19 protein-coding genes are annotated in these 18,552 nt (G+C 63.7%); 9 read left to right on the top strand and 10 right to left on the bottom strand.

Features of this window, described 5'->3' with window-relative positions; genetic code table 11:
- The first annotated feature begins 230 nt into the window (after positions 1 to 230).
- From E0L37_RS21920 to E0L37_RS13555, 3 genes are read left to right on the top strand one after another with little or no spacing between them, the layout of a single operon-like run.
- Complete coding sequence (locus E0L37_RS21920; RefSeq protein ID WP_370450540.1) at positions 231 to 353, top strand: glutathione S-transferase N-terminal domain-containing protein; 123 nt, start codon at positions 231 to 233, stop codon at positions 351 to 353.
- The gene (locus tag E0L37_RS13560; RefSeq protein ID WP_201303817.1) at positions 350 to 763 is read left to right on the top strand and encodes a glutathione binding-like protein; all 414 of its coding nucleotides are present in this window, start codon (positions 350 to 352) and stop codon (positions 761 to 763) included. The genes E0L37_RS21920 and E0L37_RS13560 overlap by 4 nt, the downstream gene beginning before the upstream one ends.
- Entirely contained in the window at positions 760 to 1,269 is a 510-nt protein-coding gene (locus tag E0L37_RS13555) for a methylated-DNA--[protein]-cysteine S-methyltransferase (protein WP_133492254.1), read from the top strand. The genes E0L37_RS13560 and E0L37_RS13555 overlap by 4 nt, the downstream gene beginning before the upstream one ends.
- On the opposite strand, the gene E0L37_RS13550 is transcribed toward E0L37_RS13555, so the two are convergent.
- Positions 1,270 to 2,133 carry a LysR substrate-binding domain-containing protein gene (locus tag E0L37_RS13550; RefSeq protein ID WP_255433154.1) on the bottom strand — a complete coding sequence of 288 codons (864 nt, stop codon included), beginning with the start codon at positions 2,131 to 2,133 and terminating at the stop codon, positions 1,270 to 1,272.
- Positions 2,134 to 2,615: 482 nt separating this feature from the next.
- Between E0L37_RS13550 and alkA the strand changes: the two genes are divergently transcribed.
- The 3 genes from alkA to E0L37_RS13530 all read left to right on the top strand — a co-directional run bounded on the left by alkA (position 2,616) and on the right by E0L37_RS13530 (position 5,205).
- Entirely contained in the window at positions 2,616 to 4,064 is a 1,449-nt protein-coding gene (gene alkA, locus E0L37_RS13540; RefSeq protein WP_240687474.1) for a DNA-3-methyladenine glycosylase 2, read from the top strand.
- On the top strand, positions 4,061 to 4,561 hold the full coding sequence (locus E0L37_RS13535) for a methylated-DNA--[protein]-cysteine S-methyltransferase (protein WP_133492252.1): 501 nt from the start codon (positions 4,061 to 4,063) through the stop codon (positions 4,559 to 4,561). Before alkA ends, E0L37_RS13535 begins: the two co-directional genes overlap by 4 nt.
- A 236-nt stretch (positions 4,562 to 4,797) precedes the next feature.
- Complete coding sequence (locus E0L37_RS13530) at positions 4,798 to 5,205, top strand: VOC family protein (RefSeq protein ID WP_133492251.1); 408 nt, start codon at positions 4,798 to 4,800, stop codon at positions 5,203 to 5,205.
- Positions 5,206 to 5,225: 20 nt separating this feature from the next.
- Here E0L37_RS13530 and E0L37_RS13525 read toward each other — a convergent pair whose 3' ends face one another.
- Together E0L37_RS13525 and E0L37_RS13520 are read right to left on the bottom strand one after the other, a co-directional pair.
- Complete coding sequence (locus E0L37_RS13525) at positions 5,226 to 6,446, bottom strand: MFS transporter (protein WP_240687473.1); 1,221 nt, start codon at positions 6,444 to 6,446, stop codon at positions 5,226 to 5,228.
- A gap of 362 nt (positions 6,447 to 6,808) precedes the next feature.
- Entirely contained in the window at positions 6,809 to 7,537 is a 729-nt protein-coding gene (locus tag E0L37_RS13520) for a lipopolysaccharide kinase InaA family protein (protein WP_133492249.1), read from the bottom strand.
- A gap of 223 nt (positions 7,538 to 7,760) precedes the next feature.
- On the opposite strand from E0L37_RS13520, the gene E0L37_RS13515 reads away from it, so the two are divergent.
- The gene (locus tag E0L37_RS13515; protein ID WP_133492248.1) at positions 7,761 to 9,119 is read left to right on the top strand and encodes a DEAD/DEAH box helicase; all 1,359 of its coding nucleotides are present in this window, start codon (positions 7,761 to 7,763) and stop codon (positions 9,117 to 9,119) included.
- 30 nt (positions 9,120 to 9,149) lie between these two features.
- Entirely contained in the window at positions 9,150 to 10,352 is a 1,203-nt protein-coding gene (locus E0L37_RS13510; RefSeq protein ID WP_133492247.1) for a class I SAM-dependent rRNA methyltransferase, read from the top strand.
- Between the two features lie 258 nt (positions 10,353 to 10,610).
- Here the strand turns inward: E0L37_RS13510 and E0L37_RS13505 are convergent, their stop codons facing one another.
- The 5 genes from E0L37_RS13505 to E0L37_RS13485 all read right to left on the bottom strand — a co-directional run bounded on the left by E0L37_RS13505 (position 10,611) and on the right by E0L37_RS13485 (position 15,855).
- On the bottom strand, positions 10,611 to 11,225 hold the full coding sequence (locus E0L37_RS13505) for a LysE family translocator (RefSeq protein ID WP_133492246.1): 615 nt from the start codon (positions 11,223 to 11,225) through the stop codon (positions 10,611 to 10,613).
- Positions 11,226 to 11,854: 629 nt separating this feature from the next.
- Positions 11,855 to 12,277 carry a DUF411 domain-containing protein gene (locus E0L37_RS13500; protein WP_133492245.1) on the bottom strand — a complete coding sequence of 141 codons (423 nt, stop codon included), beginning with the start codon at positions 12,275 to 12,277 and terminating at the stop codon, positions 11,855 to 11,857.
- A gap of 26 nt (positions 12,278 to 12,303) precedes the next feature.
- A complete protein-coding gene (locus tag E0L37_RS13495; RefSeq protein ID WP_133492244.1) occupies positions 12,304 to 12,669 on the bottom strand; it encodes a cupredoxin domain-containing protein in 366 nt (121 codons plus the stop codon).
- Positions 12,666 to 13,325: a class I SAM-dependent methyltransferase gene (locus tag E0L37_RS13490; protein WP_133492243.1), complete on the bottom strand. Its 660-nt coding sequence runs from the start codon at positions 13,323 to 13,325 to the stop codon at positions 12,666 to 12,668. Before E0L37_RS13490 ends, E0L37_RS13495 begins: the two co-directional genes overlap by 4 nt.
- Positions 13,315 to 15,855 (bottom strand): heavy metal translocating P-type ATPase, encoded by a 2,541-nt coding sequence (locus E0L37_RS13485; RefSeq protein ID WP_205655621.1) that lies wholly within the window; start codon positions 15,853 to 15,855, stop codon positions 13,315 to 13,317. The genes E0L37_RS13490 and E0L37_RS13485 overlap by 11 nt, the downstream gene beginning before the upstream one ends.
- Before the next feature lie 269 nt (positions 15,856 to 16,124).
- Here E0L37_RS13485 and E0L37_RS13480 point away from each other — a divergent pair, with 269 nt between their 5' ends.
- Positions 16,125 to 16,715, top strand: a complete 591-nt coding sequence (locus tag E0L37_RS13480) for a hypothetical protein (RefSeq protein WP_133492241.1) — start codon at positions 16,125 to 16,127, stop codon at positions 16,713 to 16,715.
- Positions 16,716 to 16,923: 208 nt separating this feature from the next.
- Here E0L37_RS13480 and E0L37_RS13475 read toward each other — a convergent pair whose 3' ends face one another.
- Together E0L37_RS13475 and E0L37_RS13470 are read right to left on the bottom strand one after the other, a co-directional pair.
- Positions 16,924 to 17,859, bottom strand: a complete 936-nt coding sequence (locus tag E0L37_RS13475; protein ID WP_133492240.1) for a hypothetical protein — start codon at positions 17,857 to 17,859, stop codon at positions 16,924 to 16,926.
- Positions 17,856 to 18,518 (bottom strand): HAD family phosphatase, encoded by a 663-nt coding sequence (locus E0L37_RS13470; protein WP_133492239.1) that lies wholly within the window; start codon positions 18,516 to 18,518, stop codon positions 17,856 to 17,858. The genes E0L37_RS13475 and E0L37_RS13470 overlap by 4 nt, the downstream gene beginning before the upstream one ends.
- Positions 18,519 to 18,552: the final 34 nt, after the last annotated feature.

The following is an 18,552-nucleotide window of genomic DNA, read 5'->3' as shown; positions in this document are numbered from 1 at the left end:
CCCGTAGCATTCTCTCTGTGGGAAGCTGCTTTGGCAGTGAATCGGCGCAACGGTGGGATATCCGTGGCCTACGGACCGCTTTAGCCTTTCTATATCCTGAGCTCAGCACATATCGTTTTTCCCGGGCCCGTGTCCTGGCTACCTTGCGACTCTGACTTTCCTGACAGATAAGCGAGGTTGGCCCATGATCACTGTGTTCACGGATTCCTCCCCCATCGCCTTTTCTGTTGATGAACCCTCATGGCCGGATTCCCGTCCTGCGCGATGATCAGACCGGGGTGACGCTTTTCGAGTCTTCGGCGATCCTGTTGTATCTGGCGAAAAAGCCGGGCGCCTGCCGTGGGAGCCGTTGACGGCGCGTTGGGAAGCGATCAAGTGGTTGCAGTTTCATTCCGCCAGCATGGGGCGGATACTGGGGCAGCGTGTGTATTTCGAGTTGTTCGCGCCGACCCTGTCGCGCGATGTTGTTGATCGTTACCGAAGCTTGAGCGAGGAAGCTTTCGCCACACTGGACCGGCATTTGAGCAGCCGGGCCTTCCTTGCTGGCGACAACTACTCCATCGCCGATATCGTCACTTTGGGTTGGACGCACATCGCCGTGATTTGCGGGTTTGGATTTGAGCGCCATCGTCATTTAACACGCTGGCATGATGCCGTGGCGCGGCGGCCGGCGGTGCGGCGTGGCGTGATGTTGCCCGCGCCGGCCACCGGGCCGTGCCCCTTATTCAATATCAAGAACAGGCTCCAGGGTGACCAGGTATGACGTACAGGGCTGATGTGCTAACCACGCCGCTGGGGTCGATGATCGCCCTGGTTGATGAGCAGGGTGCTCTGGTGCGCCTGGAGTTCGTTGATGGGCAACACCATCCGGCCAGCGTGCACTGGCGCGGCCTGTCCTATGTTCAGGACGCGGCGGCCGTCCGTCACGTGGCGGAGCAGCTGGACGCTTATTTCGCTGAGCAACTGACGGATTTCGACCTGCCACTGGCGCCCCACGGCAACGCTTTTCTGCAAGAGGCCTGGCGTCATTTGCGGCGGGTGCCCTATGGCACCACCATCTCTTATGGCGAGCTGGCAACGCGGTTGTCCCGGCCCACTTCGGCGCGGGCTATTGGCCGTGCCAATGCCGTCAATCCGATCGCCATTATCGTCCCTTGTCATCGGGTGATTGGAGCCGACGGCAGTCTTACCGGCTACGCTGGCGGAATCGAACGCAAGTTGGCTTTGCTTGAGCTGGAGCGAGCGTTGCCACAGCGGAGCTTGTTGTGATCAAACCTCACCGTACGACGCCTCCTGCTCCAGCCATTCTCTGAAGAGTGTCATGGCCGGTTTTTCCTGCACGGAAGCAGGCCACACCAGATAATAGGCGAAGTCCGATGGCCAGGGCTGATCCAGAGCCAGCACCAGCCGGCCGGCATCGATTTCCGCCCGGGCATGCACATCCCGGATCAAAGCGAGACCCTGCCCGGCCTCCGCCGCCCGGATCAGCAGCAGCTCGTCATTGAATGCGGGCCCCCGGTCGGCGTGGGTCGGTTCGCTCACCCCCAGTGCTTTCAGCCACAGCACCCAGTCCGCCCGGTTGCTGTTTTGCAGTAATGGGAAGGCCAGACAGTCGGCGGGTTCCTGGATCAGTGGTCCCCGGGCCAACAGGGCGGGGCTGGCCACCGGCACCAGCACCGACGCCATCAGGCGCTGGCATGCCAGCCCGGGGTAATCGCCCAGGCCGTGACGGATCGCCACGTCCACCCGGTCGCGCTGAAAGTGGATCAGATCGGATGAGGCCTCCACGCGAACATCGATATCCGGGTGACGCTCGGTGAAGCGGCCGAGACGGGGCACCAGCCAGGAGGCGGCAAAGGACGGCGTGGTGCTCACGGTCAGTGTTTGCCGGGCGTTCCGGGCTTCCAGGCTGCCCAGGCTGCCCAGGCTGCGTTCGATCTGTTCGAAGGCCTGGAGCAGGGCGGGATAAACCTGTTCGCCGGCTTCGGTGAGCTGCATGCCCTGGCGGGTTCGGATAAACAGAGGGGCCCCGATCCGCTCTTCGAGCTGTTTCAGTTGCTGACTGACCGCGCCGGGTGTAAGAGCCTGTTCACGATCTTTACGCCACCGCGTTGCTGCTGGAAAAGCCGCCAGGCGGCGTCGCGGACTGCAGGCTTTGGTGGTTCCAAAGTCAAAGGCCGGGGCGTCGTCTGGCGGCTTTTCCAGCGCAACCCGAAGGGCCGGGCCCCTTTTACCGCCAGGCCGCGATTACGCTTGTTTATGTAGAATGACTACACCGCACAATCGGAATCACGACCTGACGATAAAATGAACTCCGGCGCGGCGGCGTAAAGATCGTGAACAGGCTCTAACCCATCACCCCGGCGGCGCGCTTGACGCTGCCATGGCGTCCAATTTCAGTAAAGGCGCGTAGGGCCAGTAACGGCAGAACCGCACTCATGATTTAGTTTGCCTATGTGGAATGCTTGAGAAAAATTGGATTGCTGTTCTTTCAAAAAAGAGAGTTTCTTTCTTTTGGTGTCATTTTGGAATTTAGTTTTTCTGAATAAAAAACAAAAATCTCGAGGTCCGAAAAGGGCGAGTAGCGGACGCTGCGGCGGGGTATGATCGATGCCATGTGGATTGACGATGATCAGTGTTATCAGGCTCTGCGTACCCGCGATGTTCGTTTCGACGGGCGCTTTTTCGTGGCGGTGTCCTCCACCGGCGTGTACTGTCGGCCGGTGTGTCCGGCGCGTCTGCCCAAGCGAGAGAACTGTCGCTTTTTCGCCAGTGCGGCGGCGGCGGAATCCGAGGGCTATCGTCCTTGTCTTCGTTGCCGGCCGGAGTTGGCCCCGGGCGATGCCAGTGTCGACGCGAACAGGCGCCTGGCCAGACAGGCGGCGGAATATCTGGACCTCGGCGCGGGCGATACGGAATCGCTGGCGGCTCTGGCCGAACGGCTCGGCGTCACCGATCGCCATTTGCGCCGGGTGTTCCACGCCGAATTCGGCGTGGCACCGGTGGAATACGCGCAAACCCGGCGCCTGCTGCTGGCCCGGCGCCTGTTGCGCGACACCGGTCTGACCATCACCGAAGTGGCGCTGGCCGCCGGCTTCAACAGTCTGCGGCGTTTCAACACTCTGTTCCGGGGACGCTATGGCCAGCCGCCCTCCGCATGGCGACGGGCCGCGTCGAGACGCCGCCCCGGCGACGGTGAATTGGTCTTTCATTTGAGCTATCGGCCGCCTTTTGATTGGGAAGCGTTGCGCGATTTTCTTGCCGCCCGGGCGATCCCCGGAGTGGAAGGCATGGAGCAGGGGCAATACCGGCGCACCGCACTGGTCCGGCGCGGCGACCGGGTGCATCGTGGCTGGCTGACCGTGGCGCCGGGGCCGCGTAACGGGCTCACGGTGACCCTTTCCGAATCCCTGGCACCGGTGGTGCCGGAAGTGTTGGTGCGCTTGCGCCGACTGTTCGATCTGGATGCCCAACCGTCGCTGGTGGCGGAACGGCTGGGGCTGTTGGCGGCGGCACGGCCGGGGCTGCGGGTGCCCGGCGCTTTTGATGGCTTCGAAGCAGCGGTGCGCGCGGTGCTGGGGCAGCAGATCACGGTCAAGGCGGCGCGCACCCTGGCCGGCCGGGTGGCGGCATCACTGGGAGAGCCGCTGGACACGCCGTTCGAGGATCTCACCACTACCTTCCCGGAAGCCGCCGTGGTGGCCGCCGCCGAGGCGGAGACGCTGGGGTTGCTGGGCATCATCCGGGCCCGGGTGAAAGCGATCCAGGCGCTGGCCACTGCCTGCGCCGAGGATCCCATGCTGCTGTCGCCGGCGGCGGATGTGGAGCGCACCCTGACCCAGCTCAAGGCCCTGCCTGGCATCGGTGACTGGACCGCCCAGTATCTGGCGATGCGGGCGCTGTCCTGGCCGGATGCCTTTCCCGCCGCCGACCTTGGCGTGCTCAAGGCGTTGGGGGAAACTTCAGCGGTGACAGTGAGACGGCGGGCGGAGGCCTGGCGTCCGTGGCGCGCTTATGCGGTGATGCATCTTTGGCTCGGTGGCAGGGAGAACGAGACCCCATGATTGAATATCACGCTTTACCCACGTCCCTGGGCGCGCTGTTGCTGGCGGCGGAAGACGACGCGCTGGTGGGCGCCTGGTTCGAAGGACAGAAATACCATCCCGACCCGCGACCCTGGCGGCACAATCCGGCGCATCCCCTGCTGTTGACCGCCGCCGAGCAGGTGCGCGCCTACTTCGGCGGGGAGCGCCGCGATTTCGATTTGCCGCTGGCGCCGCGCGGGACCGAGTTTCAGTGCCAGGTCTGGCGGGCCCTGGGGGAAATCCGCTGCGGTGACACCACCACCTATGGCGAATTGGCGCACCGGCTCGGGCGGCCCCGGGCGGTACGGGCGGTGGGGGCCGCCGTGGGTCGCAACCCCTGCTCGGTGATCATTCCCTGCCACCGGGTGCTGGGTGCGAACGGCAGCCTGACCGGCTATGCCGGCGGTGTCGACCGCAAAGCCCGACTGTTGGCACTGGAAGGCGGCGGACCGGATAACGGCACCCTGTTCGATTGACCACGGCTGCAGGTTGATTCGCGAGCAAGCTCGGCTCCCACAGCGGCTTCGTGGCCCGCTTTGTGGGAGCCGAGCTTGCTCGCGAATACAGCGCTCGTGGTGGACCACGAAAGCATCGTGAAGAACCGCTTGGGTAACGATTGGACTCTTTTGTCGAAATCCGGGGACGTGGTACGACTAGCGGGAAACGGCGGCGCTGGCCGTCTTTTCGATCACCACCTTGAGAGGTTCCGATTATGTCCAGGATGATTTTTGTCAATCTGCCCGTCACGGATCCGCAGGCGTCCATGGCGTTTTATACCGCGCTTGGTTTCGAGAACAATCCGCACTTCACCGACGACACCGCCGCATGCATGGTCTGGAGTGAGTCGATTCACGTCATGTTGCTCACCCATGACAAGTGGCGCACTTTCACTCAACGGCCGATTCCGCCCGCCACCGCCAGTGAAGTGATGCTGGCGCTCAGCCTTGATAGTCATGAGGAAGTGGACGCGATGAACGACGCCGCCGCCGCCCATGGCGGCACCGCCGATATCAATCCGGTCCAGGACCTGGGGTTCATGTACAACCGCAACCTGGCGGACCCGGACGGCCATGTCTGGGAAGCGTTCTGGATGGACCCGTCGGCGATCCCCGGCGAATAACCGGATCCAGGTGACCGGAGTCAGTCGGCCAGTCCGGCACAGGTTTCCCGGGCGGGCCGCTGGTAACGGCGGCTGCGGTGGCCCAGGTAGACACCAAGGGCCAACACCACCGAGGTGGCGGCGAAAGTGGCTCGAAAGCCGCCGCTCCATTCAATGATCAGCGAGGCGGCGGCGGGGCCGATCAACTGGCCGACGGCATAGAACAGGGTGACGAAACTCACCGCCACGGCGGCCTGATGGGGCGCCACGGTTTCCGTGGAAGCGGCCAGGATGGAGGTGAACAGGCCGGAGATGCACAGGCCCAGAATCAGGAAATGGGCAACGAACATGGGTTGTATCGGCCACAGTACCGGCAGGGCGGTACCCACCAGCGACAATGTCATCGCCAGCACCAGACTGTTGGAATAGCCCAGCCGGTCGGCCAGGCCACCCCACAGCGGACCGGTGAACACCGACATGATGCCCATCATCGACACCAGATGACCGGTGGTCAGCGCCGGCACGCCCGACTCCAGGGCGTAGCTGTACATGAACGTGGTCTGCACGATATAAGTAAGGCCCTGTACGCCGTACACCAGCCCCACCGTGATCACATGGGGATTGCGGAACACCGGCAGATCCTTGGCGCGAAGCTTGGGTCTGGCCGTACTCGCATGGTCCAGTGGATTACGCAGAATCAGCACTGACATGACCAGCACCGCCAGCCCGCCGGAGGCGAACAGCAGCCAGACATCGCGCCACCCCTGTTCGGCGCTGCGTTCGGTCATGGCCGGTACGATCAGGCCAACCAGCAGCATGCCCAATCCCACGCCGCTGTTGGCGAAGCCGATCACCGCGCCACGTCGGTGCGGGAAAGTGTTGGCCAGCAGCGAGATCAAAGGGGTGTAGCCGAAGGCCGTGCCCATGCCCAATACCAGCATCAACAGCAGGATCGGCACGAAGTCACTGGCGTGGGCGAGGCCGAAGAAGCCGCCGGTCACCAGCATGAGTCCGAGTACCACCGAAGTCTTGCCGCCGAAACGCGCGGCGAACACGCCGGCCACCATCACCAGCAGCAGATAACCGAGGGCGTTCACCGTGCTCAGGTTCGCCGCCTGAGCGTTGCTCAGGCCCAGCCCGTCGCGCATGGCTGGCAGCACCAGGCCATAGCTGAGGCGCGCGAATACCAGGATGGCGATAGTGCATAAAGCCCCGTTAATCACCATCAAGGCGAAGGGCGGGCGGCGGCGGAAAAACGGCATGGTGGCCTCGGAATGGTCTGATGTTGTTATTCGTGCTCGATCAGCACCCCGGTCGTCGTCCGCGGCCAGGGCGAACGGATCAAGGTGCTTGCCATATTGATGGTCTTTGAGTGTAGCCCAACTGGCGGTGGCGGGCATACTGGTTGGTTTGATGGTCGATGAATCGAGGGGCGAAAAGGGGCGCCGGCCACGGACCATCGGCCCTTGGAGACATGAAACCGGAGGTTGCTACGAGGCCGCTGTGGGAAGCTTGCTTGCAAGCGAATGGCCAACCGCCCGGGGCATTCGTGGCCAAGGCCGCTTCCCACGGTGACTCCGTGGTTCTGTCTGTGGGAAGCTGTCTTTTTCGCTGCGAATGGCGCTTATTCCCGCCCCTGGAAGAACCGTAGCACCTTGCGGATTCGGCGGCGGTCCGCGTCATTGAGCCGGGGGCGGCCGCTGTAGCGCAGATAAAAGCGCAGGCGTTGTGTCCGGCTGAGGGTGTGCTTGGCGACTTTGTCCAGGCAGGCGAGATCCTTGATCACGCGGTAACGCAGAAACGGGCCGGACCAGAAGCGACCGGCGGGGCAATCGATGAAGAACACCCTGGGTGGGTTACCGCTGACCAGTATGTTGCGCCACTTCATGTCGCCGTGACAGAAGCCGTGGTCGTGCATGACACGCAGGCCGTCGGCGACCTGATCGGACACCGTGGCCACCCAGGCCGGGTCCCTCAGGCAGCCGGCGCCTGAACGGGCCAGGGTGGCCAGATCGGTGCTGTCGGGGATACCCACGGTGATCAGGGCCCCCTGATGAAAACGACCCCGCCGGCGGCGGAAACCGGCGCCAACCACGTCCGGTACCGGTAGCCCCCACTGGCGGAACAGGTCCAGGTTGCGCCATTCCCGTTGTACTCGCGGTGTGCCCACCCAGTTGTGCAGATGGCCGCCGCCGTTGCGGTACCGTTTGACGAAGAAGGTTCGCTCCCCACGGCGCAGGCGCACCACATCTCCCATGGGGCCGTCGGAGACCACTTGCCCCTGGAGTTGAAACACCGCGTCCAGACCATCAAAACCGGTCTGCTCCGGAGCGCTTTTGACCCACCACCTCATGGCTATGCCGGTTCCCTCTATACACAAGCCTTCGTCATGCCCCGAGGGGGTCGGGGCTCGCCAATCCCGCTCATTGTAGCGCCGACCACCGGGAAAATCCGGCGTTGGCGGGAGGTGTACTCCCGGACGCGGCAAAACCCCCTTAAAGCGGGCGCAAATCCGTTACACTACGCCTCTTGGCCCGACCGCTCGCGGGCGGGTAACGATACGAGGAGAGAATGGCATGACGGGGTTCGCCGAATTAGGGCTGCATGAGCGCCTGCTTAAAGGGATAGAGGCGTGCTCTATGGAGACGCCCACGGAAGTGCAGCGCGAGGCGATTCCGCAGGCGCTGGCCGGACACGACCTGCGTGTCACCGCCCGCACCGGTAGTGGCAAGACCGCGGCCTTCGCGCTGCCTTTGCTGCAGCATCTGCTGCTGGAACCCAAGCCGCTGTCCGGTACTCGGGCCCTGATTCTATCCCCCACCCGGGAACTGGCCAGCCAGTTGCGGAAACAGGTGCAGGCGCTGGCGGGGTTCACCTTCATCCAGTCCGAGGTGGTTACCGGCGGTGAGGATTTCAAAGTCCAGGCGGCCCGCATTCGCAAGAACCCGGAAATTCTGGTGGGTACGCCAGGGCGCCTGTTGGAACATCTGGAAGCGGGCAATCTGGCTTTGGCGGATCTGGCGGTGCTGGTGATCGACGAAGCCGACCGCATGCTTGATCTGGGCTTTGGCGAGGATGTCAGCCGTCTGGCCGCGGCCTGTCCGGAACAGCGTCATACCTGGCTGTTCTCCGCCACCCCGGGGGACGCCAACATGGAGCGCCTGGTGCGCGGCGTGCTGCGTGAATCCCGGGTTCTGGCGTTGCACACCGTCCGTGAAATCCACCACGGCATTCGCCAGCAGGTGATTACCGCCGACGACGCGGCGCACAAGGAGCGCCTGACACAATGGCTGCTGGCCCATGAAACCTATGCCAAGGCCATGGTGTTCACCAATACCCGGGTGCAGGCGGATCGCCTTGGCGGGGTGTTGCGCGCCACCGCACGCAACAAGGTTTATGTGTTGCACGGCGAAAAAGCGCAGAAAGAACGCAAGCAGGCCATGGACCGGTTACGCAATGGCGATGTGGATATCCTGGTGGCCACCGATGTGGCCGCCCGGGGCCTGGATGTGTCCGGTCTCGATCTGGTGATCAACTTCGACATGCCGCGCAGCGGTGACGATTATGTCCATCGTATTGGCCGCACCGGCCGGCTTGGTGGCGAGGGGCTGGCGGTGTCGTTGGTGAGCGCCAGCGAATGGAATCTGATGGCGAGCATCCAGCGTTATCTCGGCCAGCAGTTCGAGTTTCGTATCATCGAGCCCCTCAGGGCGCACTATCAGGGGCCGAAGAAACGGCGCGCCGATGGTCGTGCGGTGGGCAGCAAAAGCAAAAAGCTGAAGCGCAAGGCCGCCGCCAAAAGCGGCGTGAAAGGAGCGAAAGCGGCGAAAGGCGCGAAGAAAAGCGCCGATGCTCGCCGTACGGTAAAACCCGCTGCCCAGGAACTCAAGGGCGGCCACGCCACCCTCAAGCGCAAACCCCGTTCGCAAGACTGATTTCCGGTCCATTGTCTGTAAGGTGCTGTCATGAGTGAATCGACCCCGGTGATCCGGTTGAAGAAAAACGAGGAACGCCGGCTCAAGGCCGGGCACGAATGGATTTACGCCAATGAAATCGATACCCGCGAGCAACCGCTGAAAAGTCTGCCCGCCGGTGGCGCCTGCATGGTGGAAGACCATCGTGGCAAGGTGTTGGGCAGGGCGTTGCTGAGTCCCAATTCCCTGATCGCCGCGCGCTTGTACAGCCGTGATGCCCGTCAGGAACCCAGTAAGAGTTTCTTCAAGAAGCGCATTGCTGAAGCCCTGGCGATGCGCGAGACCCTGTTCGATGAGCCCTTTTATCGATTGATTTACGGCGAGGCTGATGGTCTGCCCGGCCTGGTGGTGGACCGTTTCGGCGACACTCTGGTGGTGCAATGCGGCACCGCCGGCATGGAAGCGTATCTGAAACGTGTGGTGGAAGCCCTGGACGCGGTGCTGGATCCGGCCTGTATCGTTGTCAAAAACGACGCCAGCGTGCGCGCGCTGGAGGACCTGCCTATTCATGTGCGGGCGGAGAAGGGTCAATTGCCGGCGGTCTTATCACTGCGGGAGAATGGCGTGGACTTTCAGGCGCCGCTGGAAGAAGGGCAGAAAACCGGCTGGTTTTTCGATCACCGTGCCGCCCGGGCACGGATGGCGCCGCTGGCGAAGGGAGCCCGGGTACTGGATGTGTTTTCCTATTGTGGTGGCTGGGGCGTGCAGGCGGCGGTGGCCGGAGCCGAGGAAGTGACTTGCGTGGACAGCTCCACCACGGCGCTGGACTTCGTGCACGCCAACGCGGAGCGCAACGGCGTGGCGGAAAAAATGCGCACTCTGGAAGGCGATGCCACCATGGCCATGAAGCAACTGGTGAGCGACGGCGAAAAGTTCGATCTGGTGGTGCTGGATCCGCCCGCTTTCATCAAGCGTCGCAAGGATTTCAAGAACGGTCTGGCCGGTTATCATGCCATCAATGAGCTGGCGGTGCGGTTGGTGAAACCTGGCGGTTACTTTGTCTCAGCGTCCTGTTCCATGCTGCTGCCGGCGGAGAAGCTGCTGGATGTGGTGCGCGCCAGCGCCCGCCACATCGATCGGCGTCTACAGGTGATCGGCTACGAAGGACAGGGGGCGGACCATCCGATCCACCCGTCGATACCGGAAACCGCGTACCTGAAGAGCTGGTTCAGCCGGGTGCTGTTCAAGGTTTGAGATTGGAAGAGCCTGCTTACACGCAACATGCTGGCACGCCAACACGTTCTTCGCTGCCAAGCGGAGCGCCGCCCGGACATCTTCCCGCAGCGGCTTCGTAGCCCTTCTGTGGGAAGCTGGCTTGCCAGCGAAGACGGCGCGAATTCATATCCGCAAGGCTGTGCAAGCGGGCCACGGGTTTGGCGTGTTGCGTGTAAGCGTGCCAGCGGATTGTGGGTTATCACGGGCTCGTGAGCCGCGATTGGCTGGCCTCCGACGTCATAAAACAATTCGCGCCAGCACCGCCAAGGCCAGCCCGGCCAGAATCAGCGCGGTGCCTCTTTCCAGCCAATCGTGGTGACGCGCCAGCCAGGCCGGTGCCGGTCCCCGCGCCAGGACCAAGGCGAACAGGCTGTACCAGGCGCCGTCGATGACCACGGCGGTGGTGGCCATCTGGAGTCGCGCCGGAGTGCCCATATCCGCTTCGATGAACTGGCTGAACAACGCCAGAAAGAACAGTGCCACCTTGGGGTTCAGCAAGGCGATGAGGAAACCGTCGCGGGCGGCACCGTGGGTGGTGTGTGCCTCGGCTTCGGGGGCGGGTCCGGCGGCGGCGCGCCCGCTTTTCCAGGCCAACCACAGCAGGAACAGCGCTCCGGCCGCCGAGATCAGGGTTTCCAGCCAGGGAAAGCGGTGCAGCAATGCCGCCAGCCCCGCCACCGAGGCCGCGGCATAGACGGCGATGCCACCGGCATGGGCCAGGCCGGCGGTGACACCGCCGCGCGCGCCGCTTAGCACGGTGTGGCGGGTCACTACCGCCAGACTGGCGCCCGGCGTCATCGCGCCGAGCAGACACACCGCCGTGAGAATCAGCCAGGAATGAAGATCCAGCATGCTGTCGGCCCCGATGGCAAAGAGGGCATTTCAGTGCGCGGGGACCTTGCCGTCAAGGGCGAGGTTAAGGCAAAGGGCCGAGCGACAGACGCTGGACGCCAGACGCTAAAGTCAAAACCCGGGGCCGCGGCGCCTCAATCATGGGCACGGGTCTGTAACGGAAGGGGCTACCAAGCCGCTCTATTCGCCAGCAAGCGGGTCTCCCACAGACCTGCTACGAAGCCGCTGTGGGAAGCTTGCTGGCAAGCGAATATCCCAACAGCAGAGGGCCGGAATTCGCCAGCATGCTGGTCTCCCACAGACCTGCCACGAAGCCGCTGTGGGAAACGGCCTTGGCCGTGAATACCCTGAGCCGTTGGCGATTCGCTTGCCAGCAAGCTTCCCACAGCGGCGTCGTGGCATGATCTGAATGGAGGTCTTCGAGGTAACCGAGCAATAGGGGGCTCCTTTGCTCTCCTGGAAAGGTTTGTCGTTGTTGGCGTCCGCAACGCGGCGGTTCACTCGAATCGGGGCCGCACGAAGCCCCGCCGGAGCGACCCTTCCCGCTAAACCGCGAGGAACCATAAAAAAAAGGCGCTTTAGTGCTTGCCAGGGCGTTGGGTCTGGTTTTGCATTATCGGCGTCCGGCGTCAGTATTGCGCGTAGACCTCGGTACCCTTTTCATCGAACAGCAGCACCTGATAGGGATCCTGGCGGTCGCCCATTTCCATGCCGGGAGAGCCGATCGGCATGGCCGGTACGGTCAGGCCGACGGCCTCGGGGCGCTCTTCCAGCAGGCGTTTTACTTCCTTGGCCGGCACATGGCCCTCGATGGTATAGCCGTCGATGAAGGCGGTGTGGCAGGAACCCAGTCCCGCCCGCAGCCCGGCTTTTTCCTTGATCGGTTGCAGGTTTTGGGTTTCGTGTACCTTCACGTCGAAACCGTTTTCGCGCATGTGCTCCACCCACTTGATGCAACAGCCACAGGTAGGGGACTTGTACACCTCCAGACTGGCGGCGGAGGCGGCCATGCTGACCAGGGTGAGGGCGGCGCCCAGCAGTAGTTTTTTCATGATGCGGTTCCTTTTTTCATAAAAAATCAGTCGTTGACGATCAAAGTACCTTGGTACATCTGCATCTGACAGGTGAAACGGTATTTTCCCGGCTGCCGTGGTGTCAGCGTTATGGTGGTGGCTTTACCGGTGTCGAGAAATTCGGAGACGCCGAGATCGTGGAAAATCACCTGCTCCGCGCACGGGCTCGGATCACGGCGCAAGAAGCGCAGCGTCAGCGGTTGCCCGGCCCGGGCCTGAATTACCGAAGGTTCGTAAACACCATTGTCCACCACGATATCCAGCGGCGTGTCACCGGCGCGCTTGGCCGGGCCACGGCCGGATAGCCAGAACCACCAGACGATCAGGGCCATTAACAGCAGCCCGCCGAGATTGATTAGCCAGGTTGTCATACCCTTGCCTCCGCTTTGTCGCCCACCACCACCAGACGTTCCTTGTCCATCATCTGACCGAGTACGTTGACGGTTTCTTCCCGGGCCTGCTCCAAGCGCACGGAGCGGAACCCCGCCGCTTCCAGGGCGGCGACCAGATCGGGGCCGTCATACAAGGCGAAACCGTGTTCAAATACCGGCAGTTCCCGCATGCTGGCGCGGCTGCGCAGACCCAGGGCACAGCGCCCGCCGGGAGCAAGCAGTGCATGGATGCGCTCAAGTGCCGGCGCCAGCGGCTGCCAGAAATAAACCACATTCACCGCTACCACCCGGTCCATGCCGCCATCCGCCAACGGCGGCGCCAGCAGATCGCCGAGCAGGAAACGGGCGCGGCCTTTCTCCACCCAGTCGTGATTGGCGGCCCGTGCTTCACGGACCATCAGCGGGGACAGGTCCAGGCCGGTGTAATCGAGCCCCGGCCGGTCCCGCAGCAAGGTGGCCACATGACCGCCGCCACCGGGGCCGATCTCCAATACCCGCTGGCCGGGGCGGCAATCCAGGGCGGCGTAGGCCGCCTCGATTACCTCGGCGTTGCGCCGGTCCATGTTGGTGGCCACCTTGAGCCCGTCGTCGTCGTGGGGGCAGCGCAGCTGCGCCGCCAGTTGCTCAGGATTCACCACGGCTCTCCTCATTGTCGCGGGATGGATCGCGTGGCCGGAACAGACGCAGCCGGTTGGCGTTGGTGACCACCGTCACCGAGCTCAGCGACATGGCGGCACCGGCGATCACCGGGCTCAGCAGCCAACCGGTGAAGGGGTATAGAATACCCGCCGCCACCGGGACCCCGAGGGTGTTGTAGGCAAAGGCGCCAAACAGATTCTGCTTGATGTTGCGCACGGTGGCCCGGGAAATCGCCATGGCGTCGGCCACGCCGTGCAGCGACCCCCCCATCAGGGTGATGGCGGCGGATTCGATGGCCACATCGGTACCGGTGCCGATAGCGAAGCCCACATCGGCCTGGGCCAGTGCCGGCGCATCGTTGATGCCGTCGCCGACCATTGCCACCTTGCGGCCTTCACCCTGCAGGCGCTGGATCTCGCGGGTCTTGTCCTCGGGGAGAACTTCGGCCAGCACCTTATCCACCCCGGCCTGGCGGGCGATGGCCTCGGCGCTGGTGCGCACATCCCCGGTGATCATCACCACGGTGAGGCCCAGATCGTGCAGGCGTTGGATGGCGGCGCGGGAGTCCTGCTTGATCGGATCGGCGACGCCGATCACGCCCAGCAGTTGCTGATCCCGCGCCAGGAACAACGGGGTGGCACCGTCCCGGCCGAGGGCTTCCGCCTGTTCTTCCAGGCCGCCGGCCACGCCTTCCTGGTCCAGCCAGCGGCGGTTGCCGAGCCGGAGCAAGGTGCCGTCCAGACGGGCGCTGACGCCCTTGCCGTTGTGGGCCTGGAAATCGGTGACGGTTTCGGTTCGCAGCCCGCGTTCTTCGGCGGCGGCGAGAATAGCCCGCGCCAGCGGGTGTTCCGAGCCTGTTTCCAGCGACGCCGCCAGCGTCAGTACGGTGCTCTCGCTTTCACTGTCGATGGTGTGTACGCCGGTCACCGCCGGATGGCCCTCGGTAATGGTGCCGGTTTTATCCAACACGATGGTGTCCAGATCCCCGGCGGTTTGCAGTGCCTCGCCCTGGCGGATCAGGATGCCGGCCTCCGCCGCCTTGCCGACGCCGACCATCACCGACATCGGCGTGGCCAGTCCCAGCGCGCAGGGGCAGGCAATGATCAACACGGTTGTGGCGGCCACCATCATATGCACGATGCGCGGGTCCGGCCCAAGGTTGTACCAGGCCAGCGCCGCAGCCACCGCGATCAGCAGGATGGTGGGCACGAACACCGCCGAGATGCGGTCCGCCAGACGTCCGATGGGCGGTTTGGCGCCCTGGGCTTTTTTCACCAGAGCGATGATCTGCGCCAGGGCGGTATCCCGTCCCACCCGGGTGGCGCGATAGATCAGCGTGCCGCTGTCGTTGACGGTGCCGGCGGAGACCGTGTCGCCGGGGGTTTTGCTCACCGGCATCGGCTCGCCAGTGAGCATGGACTCGTCCAGGCGGCTTTCGCCTTCCTCCACTTCGCCGTCCACGGCGATTTTTTCGCCGGGGCGGACGCGCAACAGATCGCCGGCCTGTACCGATTCCACCGGTATGTCCCGTTCCTCGCCGTCACGGATGACCCGGGCGGTGCGGGCGCCCAGATCCAGCAGCCGGCGCACCGCTTCGCTGGTCTTGCCGCGGGCGCGCATCTCCAGGGCCTGGCCCAGGTTGATCAGGCCGATGATCATGGCGCTGGCCTCGAAGTACACATGGCGCGCCGCTTCCGGCAGCCAGTCCGGGAACAGCACCACCACCATGGAATAGGCCCAGGCCGCGCCGGTGCCCAGGGCGATGAGGGTGTCCATGTTGGCATTATGGTGGCGGCCCGCCTTCCAGGCGCCAATGAAGAAATGCCGCCCGGACCAGGCCAGCACCCCAAGGGTGATCAGGCCCATCGCCAGCCAGCTCCACTGACTGGCGGTGCCCGCCGTCACCATCATGGTGCCGCCGGCCAGCCCCCATGCCATCAGTGGGATACCCACCGCCAGGCCGATCACGGTATGGCGGATCAACTCGCGGTAATGCGCGTGTTCCTGTTCCTCACGCTGCTGATCGGCCTGTTGCTCATCGTCGATGACGCTGGCGCCATAGCCGGCCGCTTGCACCGCGTCTATCAGGGCCTGGGGGCGGGCGTTGCCGGCCACCCGCGCGGTGCGGTCGGCCAGATTCATACTGGCGTCGTGGACGCGGGCCACCCCGCTGAGCGCGGACTCGATGGTGCGCACACAGGAGGCGCAGGTGGCGCCAGTGATCGCCAGCAAATGTTCGCTTTCCTTCTGGGTGGGCCCGGCGCCACCGGTCCGAGTCTCCTGGGGAGCAGGGTGGCAGGCGGCAGCGTCGGCCTCGGCGTCTTCAGTGTCATCGGCCGCGTAGCCGCTTTCGGTCAAGGCGTCACGCAGCGCGGCCCGGTCGGCGCTGCCGCTGACGGTGACGGTTTGCTGCTCCAGATCGACCTCCGCGCTGGAGACCCCGGGTACCGCCAGCAGGGCCGTGCGGATCTTGCGGGCGCAGCCCTGGCAGGTCGCGCCCTGAATCGGCAAAGTCTGTTCGTTCATGGGATGGTCCTCCATGGAGAGCACTATCCAAGCCTGGGGTAACCCCAGGGTCAAGAACAAAACCATCCGTCATCGGGCCATTTTCCGATAACGGCATAGTACGCCGGATTTAAATCGCAAACTTTTATAAAAGCGTCATAAAACAACGACTGCCCCATGGCGGGGCAGTCGCCTCGGGTGCACCATGGGCGCACTGTTTTAGGCTGGGTGACGGGCCAACCTGTCAACAGGCGGTGCCCGTGTTGTTCGACCGGTTAATGAGGACCTGAATGATGAAAAAGACGTTGATGTTTTCCGCGCTTGCCGCTGCCACTCTGACCGGCAATGCCCTGGCTCAGAACGCGCCGGTGCGCGATAACGGATTCTCCTATACCTATGGCCAACTCGGCTATGACCGCTGGGATTACGACAATGGCCTGGACGTTGACGCACTGACCGCGGAAGGGGCCTTCGCTCTGGATGAGCACATCTTCCTGCGTGGTGGCGTGAGCTTCTACGACGGTGACTACAAGCGCTCCCGCTGGGACGACGATGTGGACGGCCACCGCATGTACATCGGGGCAGGCATGCATACCCCGCTGAATCGGGGCCTGGATCTGGAACTGATGGGTGACGTGATCTACGACGACAACGACTTCGACGATGAAATGGGCTATGCCCTGCGCGCGGGTCTGCGTCATCGTACCCTGGACATGGTGGAGTTGTCCGGTGGCGTGGTCTACGAGGATATCTATGACGACCAATTCGGTGTCTATGGTCAGGGCCTGCTGAATCTGACCCCGGCGGTGGATGTGGGCGCCCGCATCACCCTTGCCGATGACGTGGATACCTTCGGCGTTTTTGGCCGCTATAACTTCTAAGCAGCACGCTGATCGCCTGCTCTCCGAGGGGGCTGCGAAGCCGCTGTGGGAAGCTTGCTTGCAAGCGAATGGCCAAAACGCCCGGGGACATTCGCGGCCAAGCGGAGCGCCGCCCGGGCCGCTTCCCACAGCGGCTTCGTAATCAGATCGAAGGGACACGGCCGGATGTTGATCCGCAACCGCGGTCCCTCCCTGTTCGAGAAAATCCCTAGGGCTCGCCCTGATCGCCGTTCAGCCAGTTACTGATCGGCGCCCACTGCCCGCTTTCACCGGCCTGTTGCAGGGCCTTGCTGAAACCCGCTTTCTGTTTTTCCAGCGCCGCCCGCAAGGGGGCGAGATCGTCGCCGTTCAGTTGTGCCAGGGCGGCTTCCGGTAATATCTCGTGCACTATCATCAGGCTGTCCCCGGGGACCATCCGTTCTCCTTTCGCTGTTCCGCTCTCCGAGTCCTCCGTCCAGCGGCGAGCCCGACGCAGTCGCCGGTCCAGCAGCTTCAGACCACAGCGCAACTCCGCGGCGCTGACGCCGTCGGCACCCAGCAGAGGTGCCAGATCGTCCATGAGCAGAGTGCCGGCCACCCGCACATAGTCGTGGCGGCGCTGAGTGATCGGGGTGCCGGTGCTGAACTTCGAGACCGCCCGGGGCGAGCCATCATCGTTATGCAGCAACAACCATAGCGGCTGAAACCCCAGGCTCACCTCGCCGGACGCGGCCACCCGTTGCTGTTCCAACAGGGTGTCGCGGCGGATTGGCAGGGCCTGATCGTTGACGATGCCGGACTCTGGCCAGCTCGGAGTGGCATCCACATAGGCCGGATAGAGCGGCCAGTCGTCCACGCGCTCCAGCGACGACACCCGATCCCGGCCGCAGGCGCGGGTAGCCAGCACCAGCCAGAACCGGTTGGTGGTGCGGTACAGTTCCCGCCATTGTTCGATCAGCGTGGTAACGGCGTGTTCGTCGGTGCCGGCGGCAAAGGCTTCCAGTGCCTGACGCCAGGTCTCGAGAGCCGGTGTCAGTGCCTGGTCCGCTTGGCTGTCCAGCGTTTCCACCAGTGGGGTCCGCGCTGGCGGGGCCTGTTGTTGCGCGGGTTCGTTGCAGCCGGCCAGTGACAGTGCCGTCAGTACCAGCAGAGCTGCTTTTCTCATTGGCCCCGCCGCAGCGAAATGATCGGCCAGTCCCGCTCCCGGGCGGCCGCGGCCAGCTTGTCATCCGGGTCCACGGCCACTGGATGGGTGACTTCGCCCAGCAGCGGCAGATCATTGTGGGAATCGCTGTAGAACCAACTGCCGTCCAGGGATTCGCCGTGCTCCTCCAGCCATTGCCGCAGACGTTTGACCTTGCCGCCCTGATAGCAGGGGATGCCCGCCACCCTGCCGGTGTAACCCTGACTGGTCTTTTCCGCCCGGGTGGCCAGCAGATGCGGCACGCCCAGCCGTTCGGCGATGGGGGCGGTGATGAAATCGTTGGTGGCGGTAATGATCATCAGGGTATGGCCCTGATCGCGGTGTTCTTGCAGCAACGTTTCGGCCGCCGGCAGCCACAGGCCCTGGATCACGTCCTTCATGTACTGTTCGCGCCAGGCGTGGAGTTGCTCCAGAGGGCGCCCCACCAGTTCGCCGAGTACGAATTCCTGGTAGGCGATGATATCCAGGGTGCCGTCCAGGTAGTCCTGGTAAAAGCGGTCATTGGCGGTCTGGTAGGCGGCGGCGTCCACCAGGGACTGGCTGATCAGCCACTCCCCCCATTGATGGTCGGAATCGCCGGCAATAAGGGTGTTGTCCAGGTCAAAGATGGCCAGAGTCATGCTGGATCCCATGAAATAGAGAGAAAGGTTGGCG

The organism is Alcanivorax sp. 24 (assembly GCF_004360225.1).
Classification (GTDB): domain Bacteria; phylum Pseudomonadota; class Gammaproteobacteria; order Pseudomonadales; family Alcanivoracaceae; genus Alloalcanivorax; species Alloalcanivorax xiamenensis.
Note: the sequence above shows the minus strand (reverse complement) of the source record. Positions and strands in the feature narration are given on the sequence as shown.